Raw genomic sequence first — 14,296 nt, forward strand, 5'->3', positions numbered from 1 at the left:
TTAAGGAGTTCTAGAATGCGCATTGGCGTCCCTAAAGAAATTATGAATAACGAAAACCGCGTGGCTCTGACCCCACTTGCGGTGCAAACACTCGTAAAGGATGGACACGAGGTGCTGGTGGAAACCGGCGCTGGCGTGGGCGCTTCCTTCCCTGATAGCGATTACGAGGACGCCGGTGCGCGCATCATGCCTACCGCCGCAGAGACTTGGGAGCAGGCGGAGATGGTGGTCAAGGTCAAGGAGCCGCAGGCCTCCGAATATGGCTACCTGCGCCCAGACCTCATCGTGTTTACCTACCTGCACCTGGCGGCGGACCGGCCGCTTACCGATGCCCTCGTAGAAGCCAAGACCACCTCGGTGGCCTACGAGACTGTTACCGACCGCCACGGCACCTTGCCGCTTCTTACTCCGATGTCCCAGGTGGCGGGACGTCTCGCGGTGATGGAGGGGGTGCACCACCTCTTGTCCACGCAGGGCGGCCGCGGCGTGCTGTTGTCGGGCGTTCCGGGCACGCAGGCCGCCCGCGTCGTCGTCATTGGCGGTGGCCAGGTCGGTGCCTCGGCCGTGGCTATGGCCCGCGGCCTCCGTGCTGAGGTGACGGTTCTGGACCTGGATCCGCATGTGCTGCAGCGCTTCGACGAGCAGTACCAGGGCACCGTCCGTACGCTCATTTCTGACCCAGCCACCCTGGAGGCGGAGCTCCTAGAAGCCGATCTCGTCATCGGCGCTGTCCTCGTGCCAGGCGCCGCTGCACCGAAGTTGGTGCGCGAGGAAACGGTCAAGAAGATGAAGCCGGGAGCTGTGCTTGTCGACGTCGCGATTGACCAAGGCGGCTGCTTCGAGAACTCGCGCAAGACTTCGCACGATGAGCCGACCTTCAAGGTGCACGACACTTTGTTCTACTGCGTGGCCAACATGCCGGGCGCGGTGGCTAACACCTCTGCGCGGGCGCTGAACTCGGCAACTCTGCCGTACATTCGCGCAGTCGCAGCGCAGGGTGTCGATGGTGCTATCGAGCGCTTCCCAGGCTTGTCCGGCGGTGTGATGACCCGTGACGGCAAGCTCATTTCTGAGCCGGTGCGTCGGGCCTTTAATTGGGAGGATTAAACCCTAGCGATTGATGAGCATCTGCGCCACGCGCTGCATGTGATCCCAAATCATGTGGCGATAGGCCGGCGGAATCGTCTGCTCATCAATCTCCGCCAGTGAATTGCCCATGAGCTCTAACCAGCGGTCGTGGGTCTGCTGGTCCACGGGGTACGGGGCATGGCGCATGCGCAGGCGCGGATGCCCGCGGTTTTCGCTGAAAAGCTGCGGGCCGCCCCAGTATTGAACCAAGAACCATTTGAGGCGCTCCTCAGCGCCCTCCCAATCGGCATCGGGGTACATCGGGCCGATGACGTCATCGTTGCGAACTTGGGCATAGAAACCGTGGACCAACTTTTCGAAGGTTTCCATGCCGCCGATTGCCTCATAAACGCTGGCTAGCTGCTTTTCAGACGGCATGATTTAAGACTCGTTTCCTGGGTTCGAAGGGTTGAGGCTTTCTACCTGTGTGTCTGGAGCCTCGTCCAAGTCAAAGAAGGTCACGCCCTGTGGGTATGGGGTATCGATGTCGTTGGCATGCATCGCGTTGAGAATCTTCGACTGCAGTTTGCGCTGCACGCCCCACTGCTTTCCTGGCAAGGTCTTGACCACGACGCGGAAGGACATATGGTCGACCTCGAGGCTGGAAATTCCGTTGACGTCGGGCTTGCCCAGGAGGTCGTCGCGGATGGCGTCGTCAAGCGCGGCTTCTTCAACCGTCTTGGAAATGACGTCAAAGGCCTTATCTGGGTCGTTGGAAAGCGCGACCGGAACCTGCACGCGGGCTACAGAATAATGGTCGGAATGGTTAGCCACCTGCAGGATCTCGCCATTGCGGACGTACCACAGGGCGCCGTCGATATCGCGCACGGTAGTGATGCGCAGGGAAATCGATTCCACGTCGCCGAAGACACCGTTGCCCAAATCGATGGTGTCGCCGATGCCGTACTGATCCTCCAACAACATGAAGATGCCGGAGAGGAAGTCCTTGACCAGTGACTGAGCGCCGAAACCAAGGGCAACACCGACCACACCTGCGGAGGCTACGAGTGGGGCAACGTTGACGCCGACCTCGTCCAGGATTGCGAGCACGGCCCAGACCCAGATGAAAATGCCCGCGGCGGAACGGCCCACGCTAGCCAAAGTCTGCAGGCGGGAAACGCGGCGCGCCTCGTGGGATTTGGACAGTGCGGTTTCCTGTTTTGCAGCTTTGCGGCGTGGGCGAATCTGGGACTTCAGGCGGCCGTTTTTGATGCTGTTATCTGCCAGCTTCGTGATGAGGCGGCGTAGCAACCAGTGGCCGACGAGCGCGATGAGAAGGATGATAGCCACGCGGATGGGCTTATCCACGAGCCATGCCTGGGTGGTTTCGTTTTCCCACAAGCCGGTGAGGTTATCTACTGCCTCTTGTGGAGTGGTCTCGCTTTGGGCGAGCGTCAGATGCGGTGCGAAATTAGGACTCATAGTGCTTTCTATTTGGGGAAAGTGTGCGAGAGGCGTGCAGTGACGGGGCTAGCAACGATGGGCTAGCGAAATCTGCTACGCGCAGCCACACCATGGTACGTAAAGGGCAATCGTTGGGCATGGCCCACGGGCTCGACGTTGTCTCAAGTTTCAGCTCAGCGTTGCGTTAAGTGCTGCAATGAATTTAAAGAAGCAATCCACGGGCAAAGTGGACAGCTTTGTCTACAATTTTCAGACATGACTGTTAAGCGTGCTTCTGGATTCCACTCTCGCTCCATCCATGCTGGCTACCAGCCCGATAGCCACATGGGCAGCATCAACGTACCGATTTATGCCTCGACCACCTTTCAACAAGATGGTCTGGCGCAGTTGCGCGGCGGCTATGAATACGGGCGCGTGGCTAACCCCACGGTGCGCTCGCTCGAGTTAACGCTTGCCGCATTAGAGAATGCGCAATATGCGCGGGCTTTTTCATCTGGCATGGCGGCCATCGATACGCTGTTGCGCATTATCTTGCGCCCGGGTGACCACGCTATCTTGGGGAATGATGCTTATGGCGGAATGTATCGCCTGCTCAACAACGACTATGGGCAGTGGGGCATTGAGCTTGACATCGTAGATACATCCGACGCCGCGGCGGTTGCTGGGGCCATCCGCGAAAACACCAAGCTGATTTGGCTGGAAACGCCAACAAACCCGGCGCTGAATATCACTGACATCGCCGCAGTTGCCGCGTGCAAGGGCGGCGCCCAGGTGGTCGTGGACAATACCTTTGCCACTCCATACCTGCAGAATCCGCTTGAACTGGGCGCGGACCACGTGGTGCATTCCACCACCAAATACTTGGGCGGCCATTCTGATGTGTTGGGCGGAGCAGTGGTGACAAACTCTGCAGAAATGGACGAGCGCTTGCTGTACTTCCAGGGCAACGTCGGTGCGGTGTCTTCGCCCTTCGATGCATATCTCACCGCCCGCGGCATTAAGACGCTGGGGCTGCGGATGGATAGGCACTGTGAAAACGCACAGGCAGTAGCCGAATACTTGGAATCGCGGCCCGAAGTAAAACAGGTGCTGTATCCGGGGCTGCCGACGCATCCGGGCCATGAATTGGCTGCACGGCAAATGCGCGGCTTCGGCGGCATGATGTCGGCGCGCTTCCATAGCGAGGAGCACGCAAAGCAGATTTGCCTGAACACGAAGCTGGTCTCACTCGCGGAGTCGCTGGGCGGTGTGGAATCGCTGATTGAGCATCCGCAGAACATGACCCATGTTTCGGCCGCGGGTTCCGAGCTGGTTCCACCCGCGGACTTGGTGCGCATCTCGGTCGGCATCGAGGATATCGCTGACCTTATTGCGGACTTCGAGCAGGCATTGGACACGTTGGGTTAGGGAGGCGGCGGCCTTACTCGAACAGATACCCAGGGCTGGGCACCCAGACCTCCTAGATAGCCTCGTTGGATTTTTCATCAGCCGCGAAGTCGAACTGGAGGTCTTGGTTTCCAGCCCTGGGTATTTGAGTAAATGGTGAGGATGGAAAGGGCGCAGGGGCGCGCTAGCGAAGTGCCGCTAACAGCGAGCCGGCGGTGCGGTCGGTCTCCTGCAGCATCAGTGGGTCGGTGCCAGGCATCGGGGAGATGGTGGTATCCGGCCACTGTGAGTAGGTAGGGATGCCGATGACGTGCAGGCGCGGGTCGACGCTGCCGTCGGGGCGAACCACCTTGCGCTCCCACGTGGTCTCTGGGGAACCGGTGGGGTTGCCATGGTCCAGGAAGGGGCGAACGCGGTCCTTAAGCGATACCGCTAGCGGGTCGGCTGGGCGGCGCACGTCGGGAGAGTGCATCCACGCATCAATCAGCCACGGGCTCGAAGCAGCGCGTGGGCCGGAAGTCAGCGTGAATTCGTCGTCCCAGCTCAGTGCGGGGCGACCTCCCAAGAAGGAGACCACGCCAGCGTCCACGAGAGCGAGCAGCTGGCGGACGCGGAACAGGGGTGGGCCGGAGCCGACCATCTGGCCAAAGGCCATGAACTCTTTGTAATTGCTGGTGCGTGACTCCCAGTCCAGGCGGCCCTCAGAGCTTGCGATGGCAGAGGGCTTGCGGGCGGAGGAAACCGCCCACAGTGCAGACTTCAGCGGGGAATCCTGAGCGGCATCGGCAGCGATGATATCGCCCGCCAAGCTGTCCGCGATGTACGCGGTGAGCTCTTCTGCGGTGGAACCCGTGAAAGCATCCAATGGATTGACCCAGTGGGAGAGATCGAGCGGCTCGGCAGAAACATCCTTGAGTGCCGCATTGAGCTCCTGGGAGATGCCGACGATGTTTTGGGAATTGAGTTTCGCCGCATCGATGCGCGCGATGATCTCTTCCAGTGGAACCTGCAGTGCCGCAGAGTTAACGCGGGCCTGTGTTTCGTAGTACTCGGCATAAGCATCGCGAGCGATGTGGGGGAGTAGGTCGCGGCCGAAATCGATTTCGCCGCCTTCTACCTTCGCGAGTTGTTCGCGGAAGCGCATAAGTTTCGCGCGCGGTGGGAGTGAGTGATAGTCAGACTTGGGAATATAGGGGTAGCCGCGGCCCGAGGAGGCGATGAGGTGCGGCTCGTTGCCGGAAGGCTCGTAGCGCAGGCCGGAGCGAGTGGACGCGTCTTCGTGGAAGACACCGCCGCGGTCGATGGTCAGCAGTGCCATGATGTCGAAGAAACCCATGCCCAGGCCGCGCACCAAGACGTCTTGGTTGGCAGGGATTTCGGCAATGTCCTGTTCCACCGGGTTATTAGGGCGTACCCAGTGAAGTGAGTCGGAGGCGGCGGTGGCCTCAGCAAGGTGCTGCTCAGAGTCGTTTAGACCCGGCACCTGCCAGCCATAAGCCAGCACGGTGGAATCGGCGGTGACGCTAGAGCCGTCGGCAAGCTCGATGACGTCCTGCGTGCCTTCTTCGCGCACAGCAACCGCGCGGGAGGGGTGATTTGAGACGGTGACAGTATCTGGCAACTGTGCCAATGCCACCTCAAAAGTCCAGCGCAGATAAGCGCCATAGAGCGCGCGGGAAGGGTTGGACTCGGGGCGGCTGGACTCAATTTCGGTGCGGAAAGACTCGTCGATGGTGACGGGGTGGGCGTCGAAAAGCGCCTGCTTTTCTGGAGAGATGCCCTCGCGCTCGCCGCGTAGTAGCTGAATCCACTCGTACTGAATGGGGCCCTCGAGAACCGGGGCGCTCATGGTGGAGCCGGGCTCGGTGAACAGCGTGACCGCACCGGCAAGGGTATTCATGCACAGCGTCTGGGTTTGTTCGGTGTCCCAGATGCGGCCGGCGCCGAACTGGGCGTCGTCGATGAGATGCAGCGTGAGGGCGGGAGATTCGCTGCGGGTATTGAGGTGCGCGGCCAACCGCTCTATAACGGAGATGCCGCGAGGCCCCATGCCAACGATGGCGATGGAGGGGGTCGAATCTGGCGAAATCATTTAATTCATCCTTTGGGGCGAGCTTGTGGGTGCGCCGTTTTGAGAGTTTTTCTAGACCGGACTGTCTATGAAATTAATACTAACATGTCTATGTTGTGTTAATTTGCATGGCTAATAGCAACCTCTTTAAAACTCGAAGGCTTTAGAAAGTGAAACTGATTCGCACCATCGCCAGCGTGGTGGGTGCCGCGGCCCTTCTTACAGGATGCGCGACACCGACTGGCGCGGGTTCTGGGGATGAAGACAACGTCCTGACCTATCTCGAACCGCAGTTCTTCCGCACGCTGTATCCGCCAGCGGCCGGCTTTTATCCCAATGGTGGCGTGGTCAATCAGCTCACCGACCGTCTGCTGTACCAGGACCCGGAGACCCTTGAGCTTTCTCCATGGATCGCCACGGAGATGCCAAAGGTCAACGAGGACGCCACCGAGTACACATTTAACATCCGCACGGATGTGACTTACTCCGACGGCAGCCCGCTGACCGCAGAAAACGTGGTGCGCAACTTCGATCTTTATGGCTTGGGCGATACCGAGCGAACCCTGACGGCCTCGGAGCAGATTGCCAATTATGAGCGCGGCGAAGTAGTCGACGAAGACACTGTGAAGTTCTACTTCTCCGAGCCTTCGCCGGGCTTTTTGCAGGCGACTTCCTCCTATAACGCAGGCCTACTCGCAGATAGCTCCTTGCAGTTGGACAATGAAGGCTTTGGTCCCGGTAATGCAAAGAGGTTCGTGGGTTCTGGCCCCTTCGTGGTCGACGAAGAAAAGATCGGCACCGACCTCGTGCTTAAAACCCGCGAGGACTATGACTGGGCGCCACCGGCCGTAGAGCACCAGGGCCGCGCCGACATCGACGGCGTGCATTACATCCTGGCAGCCGAGGAATCCGTGCGCACGGGCGCCATCATCTCCGGCCAGGCAGACATCGCACGCCAGATCTCTGCCCCGCAGGAGTCGCTGCTGGAAGACAAGGGTGTAGAAATCTTCTCCCGCGGCACCAATGCGATTAACAACCAGCTGGGATTCCGCTTCAATCACCCATTCCTGCGCGATAAGCGCGTGCGCGAGGCTATCATTCACGGCATCGACCGCGAGGAAATCATCCGCGTGCTCTTCTCCGAGTCCTACCCGCTGGCCAAGTCTTCTGTGGCCGAGACCGGCTTGGGTTTCAAGGATCAGTCGGCGGCCTATACCTTCGACCCGGAGGAATCGAAGCGCCTGCTTGACGAAGCCGGCTGGAAGCCCGGCCCCGATGGCATCCGCGTCAAGGACGGCAAGCGCCTAGTGCTGCGCTCGAATACCGCGCTGCCGCAGCCGCGTTCCAAGGAAGTCATGACGATGGTCCAAGATCAGCTGGGCAAGCTGGGTATCGCCATCGAGATTAACCCGGGCGACCAGGCAACTCAGAACGCAGATGCGAAGTCCATCGACAAGGTGCAGCTCTACCACATCATGGTCGGCCGCGCGGACTATGACGTTATTGCCTCCATGTACTCGGTGAACAACCGCGACGCCCTGCTCAACCAGGACGAAGAGGGCAATCCTCTCGATGCGGAGCTGGAAGAGCTGCTGGGCAAGGTGACCTCCAGCCCCAAGTCTGAAGACCGCAAGAAGGCCGTCGAAGAGGTGCAGGATTACCTCACCGAGCAGGCCTATCTCATTCCTCTTTTCGAGGAACCGCAGGTCTTCGCGGTATCGCCGGAGGTTTCCGGTTTCCACACCGAGTCGGTGGCCCGCCCGTGGTTCTACGAGGTCAGCTTGAATCAGGAGGAGAAGTAAATGACTGCTCGACAACTAGCTGCCCGCATCGGGCAGGCACTCGTGGTGCTGCTCGTGACTTACACGGTGGCCTTCTTCCTGCTTTCCGCTCTGCCTTCCGACGCCGTGATGTCTCGCTTTGGCGACCCAGCACTGGGCCTTTCGGAGGCGGAGATTGTTGCCATCCGGGAGGAAATGGGCGTCGATAAGCCGCTGCTCGTGCAGTTCTTTACCGGGCTCGCAGGCTTTTTCACCGGCCATTTCGGTAACTCTACGCAGACGGGCGCGGCGGTATCGACGCTGATTGCCGATGCCCTCCCGCACACCCTTATCCTCGCCGCGTGCGCGATTGGCCTGGCCATCGTCGTGGCGCTCAGCGTGGCCTTCCTGGCTACCTTGCCGGGCCTCGGCGCGATTGCGACCTTTTTCCGCGGGTTGCCATCTTTCATGGTCTCCCTGCCCGGTTTCTGGATTGGCATCCTGCTTATCCAGGTCTTTTCCTTCCAGTTGGGCTGGGTGCGCATCATCGAACCTTCCAGGGTAGAGGGCCTTATCCTGCCGACCTTGACGCTGTCGGTGCCGATGGCCGCACCACTTATCCAGGTGCTGATTCGCTCCATCGACGAGACTCAGTCGATGCCTTTCGTGCAGGCAGTGCGCGCTCGTGGTGCTACAGAAGCTTGGATTTTCTGGCGCGACATTCTGCGCAACTCCCTGCTGCCGGCGTTGACCATGGCGGGCCTGCTCTTCGGTGAGCTCGTAGGCGGCGCCGTGGTGACGGAGACCGTCTTTGGCCGCAACGGCCTGGGCTATATGACTGCCCAGGCAGTCTCGAACCGCGATACGCCGGTGCTGCTGGCCGTGGTTCTGATCGCGGCTACCGCTTACGTCATCATCAACCTCGTGGTGGATCTGCTCTACCCAGTCCTGGACGTGCGCCTGCGCCGTCCTGCCACCGCTACTGCAGGATCGACCGAATCCGCGAAGGGAGCCCGCGCATGAGCGTTCCAACCTCGAATAACACAAACGCGCAACCCACGCAGCTGCGCCGCAACCGCCACCACGTCTCGCGCGCACAGCGCAACCCGTGGACCAGCCCAGCCTCCATCCTCGCGCTGGTGATCCTCGCGGTGGCCTTCCTAGCGGCCTTGGTGCCGGGCCTTTTCACCAACTCGGATCCTTATGCCGGCACCGACGTCGCTCTTTTGCACCCCAGCTCTGAGCACTGGTTCGGCACCGACGCGGTAGGCCGCGACCTATATGCCCGCGTGGTCTATGGTGCGCGTCAGTCACTCATTGGCGCGCTCATCGCCGTGGCAGTGGGCCTCGTGGTCGGCACCTTGCTCGGCCTGCTGGCCGGCTCGCTGCGCGGCTGGGTGGATGCGGTCATCATGCGCGTGGTGGACGTGTTACTTTCCATCCCGGGCATCCTGCTTTCCCTGTCCATCATCATCGTGCTGGGCTTTGGTTCCCTGCAGGCCGCCGTCGCGGTGGGTGCGACCTCTATTGCCACCTTCGCCCGTCTGGCCCGCTCGCAGGTGATGTCCGTGGCCGACTCCGACTACATTGAGGCCGCCTACGGCGCCGGCGCGACCCCCATGCAGGTCATGGCGCGCCACATCCTGCCGAATTCCCTGACCCCGGTCATCGCCCTGGCTACTTTGCAGCTTGGTTCTGCAATCTTGCAGCTTTCCATCCTCGGCTTTTTGGGCTACGGCGCTCCGGCCCCGACTCCGGAGTGGGGCCTCATCATCGCCGAAGGCCGCGATTTCATGGCCACCGCTTGGTGGCTCATTATCCTGCCGGGCCTGGCCATCGTGGCCGTAGTGGTCTCTGCCAACCGTCTATCCCAAAACTTCCGAGCGGAGGCTTAGAAAAACAATGACAGTTAAAGAGACAGCTAAAGACAAGGCTGCACAGAATAGTCCTTTGCTCACCATCCGTGACTTGAACGTCTCCTACACTACGGCCGCGGGCGAAATCCCAGCCGTGCAGGGCGTTAGCCTGGAAGTCCATCCAGGGGAGATCACCGCCATCGTGGGTGAGTCCGGCTCCGGCAAGTCCACCTCCGCCATGGCCGCCATCGGCCTACTCGCGCCCAACGCGCAGGTCGACGCCGGAACGATCGCCTTCAAGGGGGCCAACGTCACCGATTACACCAATGCGCAGTGGCGCAAGCTCCGCGGGCGCGCAATTGGACTCATCCCGCAGGATCCCAACAACTCGCTGAATCCGCTCAAGACCATTGGTGCATCCATCGAGGAAGGCATGGCCATCCACGGCATCGGCAGCGCCGCTAGCCGCAAGCAGCGCGCGATTAAGCTGCTGGAGAAAGTGGGCATCGACGAACCTGCGCGCCGCTATGGCCAGTACCCGCACGAGCTCTCCGGCGGCATGAAGCAGCGCGTGCTCATCGCGGCAGCGGTGGCGCTGGAGCCAGAACTCATCATTGCCGACGAGCCGACTTCGGCACTCGACGTGACGGTGCAGAAGGTCATCTTGGACCTGCTTGATGAAATGCGCCAGGAGACCGGCGTGGGCATCTTGTTCATCACCCACGATCTCGCCGTGGCAGGTGACCGTGCGAACCGCATCGTCGTCATGGAAAAGGGCCAAGTTCGCGAGTCCGGGCAGGCCGCGCGCGTGCTCACCGATCCGCAGCATGCCTACTCACGCCGCCTGCTTGCCGACGCCCCGTCGCTTTCTGTAGCCGAGGTCCCGCACTCTTCGAGCGTGGCGCGGCCTGCCAGCAAAGAACCTGTTGCTGAAACCGTGCTCAAGGTCCGCGACCTCACCCAGCGCTACGGCGACTTCGTGGCTTTGGATGGCGTGAGTTTCGACGTGGCGAAAGGAACCGCCCACGCGCTGGTGGGCGAGTCTGGCTCCGGAAAAACCACCACGGGACGCTCCATTTCTTTGTTCAATTCGCCGACCTCGGGCTCTATCGAACTGCTCGATGCAGCTGGTAGTACCACCGAGCTGACCAAGCTGAAGGGCAAGGCGCTGCGCGAGGCGCGTAAGTCCGTCCAGCTCGTCTACCAGAACCCGTATTCCTCCCTGGACCCACGCCAGAGCATCGGTGACGCCATCGCTGAGCCGCTGCGCAACCTCGCGGGCGCTAGCAAGTCCAAGGCTAAGGCTCGCGCACAGGAGTTCCTGGAGCTCGTCGCGCTCGACCCACAGCACTATGACCGCCGCCCGCGCGAGCTTTCCGGCGGCCAGCGCCAGCGCGTGGCCATTGCCCGCGCCATGATCGTGGAACCGGAGTTGGTGGTGCTTGACGAGGCAGTCTCCGCCCTCGACGTGACCGTCCAGGCGCAGATCCTGAGCCTGTTGGCGCAGCTGCAAAATGAACTGCAGTTGAGCTACGTCTTCATCTCCCACGACCTCGCCGTGGTCAACCAGATCTCCGATACGGTCTCGGTGCTCTCCCATGGCAAGCAGGTAGAGTCGGGCCGGACCGCCGAGGTATTTGCGAACCCGCGCTCCGAGTTCACGCGCACGCTAATCGACGCCATCCCCGGCCAGCGTTATCGCGCCGGGGACTTAAACCTAGGGCTGTAAGCACCGCCGCTCATACGCGGCGGGTAAAGGCCTTAAAAACCTTAAGAACAAGGAAAGGAAGTTTCATGGCAGACATCATCAACCAACTAGCCGGGGCAAGCCCGGAGCTAGCGCAGCTGCGCGCACGCCGGCCCGATGCTTTGGCGAACGCGCAGCTTTCCTTCCAGGCCCTGCTGGAGCCAGAGGAGCCCGGCACCTTTAGCTATGCGCAGCGCTATGCCGTGGCGGCTTTCTTGAGCGGCATTTACCAGGCTAAAAGCGCCGGCGAGTTTTACGGGGATCTGCTTGCTGATGAGGCCACGGAGACTCTGCAGGGAGCCGTCCAGGCTGCCATTGAGTACGGCACTACTTCTGGCCCTTATGCCGCACCGGCCGATATTTCGGGCGAGGGCGCAGGCTTTATCACCTTCGGTGAGATTGCCGGCCTAGACGAGCGCTTGGCCGCTGCCTTCGATTTTGCACATCTTCTGGCATTCCACCCTAAGGACGCTTCCGCGGAGGCCATCGGCCACCTGCAGGCTGCCGGTTGGTCTGAGGATGACATCGTGAGCCTGTCCCAGCTCATTGCATTCCTTTCCTTCCAGCTGCGCGTCATCCACGGGCTGAAGGTCTTGGGTGGTGATGAATCCACCGCCCCCGAGACCACCCGTATTGAGGGCGCTTCCGACCCAGGCTGGCAGCTGCACGAGCACACGCTTAACCCAGAGACCCACGCTCCGCAGGGCTTTGTTGCCCACTCGCTGGGCTGGAAGCCGTGGTTTACACCGCTGTCCAAGGAGGAGCTCACCCAAGAGCAGATCGATGCACTCATCCGCCCAGAGCGCATCGACTCCGAGTACTTCCGCCTGCTGGCCCGCGATGCTGCGGCGCTGAAGGCCCGTACGCTCACGGACTTGGATATCTTCTACAACACCGACGGCGGCTTGGGCCGTGCCGAGCGCGAGCTGGCCGCCACCGTGGTTTCCCGATTCAACGGCTGCGAGTTCTGCGCCTCGGTGCACCAGCAGCGTTCCAAGGATGAGGGCGGCGATGCCGCGGCCATCGATAGGCTGCTTTTCGAAGGCCTCGACGCCGATTTAGGAAGCGATGCATGGGGCGTGATTCGCGACGCCGTGCGTGAGCTGACGCGTTCGCCCTTCAGCTTCAACTCCGGATGCGTGGCCAAGCTGCGCAGCGTGGGCTTCGATGACCTGGCAATCATCGACCTCATCAACTCCGCGTCCTTCTTCAACTGGGCCAACCGCCTCATGCTTACCCTCGGCGCGCCGGATGTGCCGAAGCGTTATCGCTAGAATCGGGAAACCTAAACAAGCGCAAACATAGTTAGGAAGGCGAGTAAATCATGGCAAATACCAAGATCGCAGTAGTAACCGGCGCTACCGGCGGCATGGGCCGAGAGATCATCGAGGACCTCGCGCGCGACCACCATGTCTATGCGCTGGGACGCCGCGCCGAGGAGCTGCCGGAAGCCGCGAACATCACCCCGGTAGCGCTCGACTTGCTGGAGCTTCTTGACCCCAAAACCGCGCTGCCAGAGCCGCTGCAGGCCCTCGACCGCGTCGACGTTCTGGTACACGCGGCCGCTCGCGCCGATAAGCACTCCGTCGAGTCCGCACGCCCGCAGGACTGGCAGGCACAGATGGACTTAAACGTCCACGTTCCCGCTGAACTAAGCCGCCGCCTGCTGCCGCAGTTGCGCGCGGCTGATGGGGAAGGCCTCGTGGTCTTCATCAACTCTGGTGCCGGTATCCACAGCTACGGCGACAATGTCATCTATGCCGCGACCAAGCATGCGCTTTACGCGCTTGCCGACGGCCTGCGCCTCTCCGAGCTCGGTATCCGCGTTTCCACCGTGGCCCCAGGCCCTACCGATACCCCAATGCTGCAAGGCCTGCAGGACTACGACCCAGCGCACGTCATCGCGCCCGTCGAGGTGGCCAATGCCATCCGCGCTGCGGTGGATGCAGGCTCTACCACCCAGCTCACCGAGATCCGCGTGCGCCCGCGCGTGGAGCTTGCGCAACGCAAGAACCTCAAAGGATAGGCGCAAGAACTAGCTAGAAAACTAGTTTAAAACCGAAGCAAATTTGTAGTTAACGCTCGGGCGGGGGATGTGCACCACGGTGGTGCCTTTCCTCGCCCTAATTCACATCTGCTCGAGATGCGAAAGCTCGGCTGCGCTGTAGACTTCTGAAATTGTGACTACTTCAAGCCGCCGCCGACCTGCCTATTTGGTGATCGCGGATTCGCTGCGCTGCAAGATCGAAACCCAGCAACTCAAGCCAGGCGAGCGTTTCCCCACTGAACGCGAATTGGTCCAGGAATACAACGTTGCCCGCATGACCGTGCGCCACGCGTTGGACATCTTGCAGATCGAGGGCTTAATTGATCGCAAACGCGGCCGTACCGGTGGCACTTTTGTACGCGCTATCCCGCCCACGCTTAGCCTGACTAGTCATGAAGGCATTCTGCTGCAGCTGCGGGATCGTGGATTCCTAACGCGCGTTGAAGTAGTAGCGCTGCACAAGACAGAAGTGCTCTCCCATATGGCCGCGACCCTCGGGGTAGAGGAGGGCACGCTCGTGTGGGAACTTAAGGGGGTGCACTACGTTGACAATGCCCCGATTAGCGTCTCGAAGTACACCATCCCCGTGCAGCTGGTTCCAGACCTTGATGAGCGCGATCTCCACCAGCCTTTGCTGGAGACCTTAGAAAACTGTGGTCTAAAAATGGCGCACAAGCGCGATCGCATCGTAGCCGCTACCGCCCGAGCAGAGGAGCAAAAACTGCTCGGCGTGGGCCGTTCGCACCCATTGCTGCGCTTTAGCCGCGTCATCAAGCAGTCCGATGGCACCGTTATGGCGATAAACGAGGAAACTTTGCGCTCCGATATCGCCAACGTGGAGGTCATCGTCGGCGAGGACCCATCACCCGGACAGGTACCTCACCTCGACTAATTAGC

The 14,296-nt window shown here is 60.9% G+C and carries 12 protein-coding genes; 9 read left to right on the forward strand and 3 right to left on the reverse strand.

The features are described 5' to 3' along the window. Positions 1–15 precede the first annotated feature (15 nt). Complete coding sequence (ald, locus tag HMPREF3158_RS08220; protein WP_061924230.1) at positions 16–1,107, forward strand: alanine dehydrogenase; 1,092 nt, start codon at positions 16–18, stop codon at positions 1,105–1,107. Between the two features lie 3 nt (positions 1,108–1,110). On the opposite strand, the gene HMPREF3158_RS08225 is transcribed toward ald, so the two are convergent. Continuing rightward, the gene (locus HMPREF3158_RS08225) at positions 1,111–1,506 is read right to left on the reverse strand and encodes a globin (RefSeq protein ID WP_070498019.1); all 396 of its coding nucleotides are present in this window, start codon (positions 1,504–1,506) and stop codon (positions 1,111–1,113) included. Positions 1,507–1,509: 3 nt separating this feature from the next. Next, positions 1,510–2,550 (reverse strand): mechanosensitive ion channel family protein, encoded by a 1,041-nt coding sequence (locus tag HMPREF3158_RS08230; protein ID WP_062037527.1) that lies wholly within the window; start codon positions 2,548–2,550, stop codon positions 1,510–1,512. Between the two features lie 237 nt (positions 2,551–2,787). Between HMPREF3158_RS08230 and HMPREF3158_RS08235 the strand changes: the two genes are divergently transcribed. Continuing rightward, on the forward strand, positions 2,788–3,939 hold the full coding sequence (locus tag HMPREF3158_RS08235) for a cystathionine gamma-synthase (RefSeq protein ID WP_062037530.1): 1,152 nt from the start codon (positions 2,788–2,790) through the stop codon (positions 3,937–3,939). Positions 3,940–4,102: 163 nt separating this feature from the next. Here HMPREF3158_RS08235 and HMPREF3158_RS08240 read toward each other — a convergent pair whose 3' ends face one another. Next, positions 4,103–6,010: an FAD/NAD(P)-binding protein gene (locus tag HMPREF3158_RS08240; protein WP_070498021.1), complete on the reverse strand. Its 1,908-nt coding sequence runs from the start codon at positions 6,008–6,010 to the stop codon at positions 4,103–4,105. A 149-nt stretch (positions 6,011–6,159) separates the two neighbouring features. On the opposite strand from HMPREF3158_RS08240, the gene HMPREF3158_RS08245 reads away from it, so the two are divergent. The 7 genes from HMPREF3158_RS08245 (at position 6,160) to HMPREF3158_RS08275 (ending at position 14,291) form a co-directional block, all read left to right on the forward strand. Continuing rightward, positions 6,160–7,791, forward strand: coding sequence for a TIGR04028 family ABC transporter substrate-binding protein (locus tag HMPREF3158_RS08245; RefSeq protein ID WP_070498023.1), 1,632 nt, complete (start codon positions 6,160–6,162; stop codon positions 7,789–7,791). Next, positions 7,792–8,772: an ABC transporter permease gene (locus HMPREF3158_RS08250; RefSeq protein WP_070498026.1), complete on the forward strand. Its 981-nt coding sequence runs from the start codon at positions 7,792–7,794 to the stop codon at positions 8,770–8,772. It abuts the gene before it with no gap. Beyond that, the gene (locus HMPREF3158_RS08255) at positions 8,769–9,644 is read left to right on the forward strand and encodes an ABC transporter permease (RefSeq protein WP_070498029.1); all 876 of its coding nucleotides are present in this window, start codon (positions 8,769–8,771) and stop codon (positions 9,642–9,644) included. The genes HMPREF3158_RS08250 and HMPREF3158_RS08255 overlap by 4 nt, the downstream gene beginning before the upstream one ends. Before the next feature lie 7 nt (positions 9,645–9,651). After that, entirely contained in the window at positions 9,652–11,334 is a 1,683-nt protein-coding gene (locus tag HMPREF3158_RS08260; RefSeq protein WP_070432990.1) for a dipeptide ABC transporter ATP-binding protein, read from the forward strand. Positions 11,335–11,399: 65 nt separating this feature from the next. Beyond that, the gene (locus HMPREF3158_RS08265; protein ID WP_070432991.1) at positions 11,400–12,626 is read left to right on the forward strand and encodes an alkylhydroperoxidase domain protein; all 1,227 of its coding nucleotides are present in this window, start codon (positions 11,400–11,402) and stop codon (positions 12,624–12,626) included. 50 nt (positions 12,627–12,676) lie between these two features. Further along, positions 12,677–13,378: an SDR family oxidoreductase gene (locus HMPREF3158_RS08270; protein ID WP_062037553.1), complete on the forward strand. Its 702-nt coding sequence runs from the start codon at positions 12,677–12,679 to the stop codon at positions 13,376–13,378. Between the two features lie 154 nt (positions 13,379–13,532). Then, entirely contained in the window at positions 13,533–14,291 is a 759-nt protein-coding gene (locus tag HMPREF3158_RS08275) for a GntR family transcriptional regulator (protein WP_070498032.1), read from the forward strand. Positions 14,292–14,296 lie beyond the last annotated feature (5 nt).

It is taken from the genome of Corynebacterium sp. HMSC06G04, from assembly GCF_001807365.1.
Taxonomy (GTDB): Bacteria; Actinomycetota; Actinomycetes; order Mycobacteriales; family Mycobacteriaceae; genus Corynebacterium; species Corynebacterium simulans.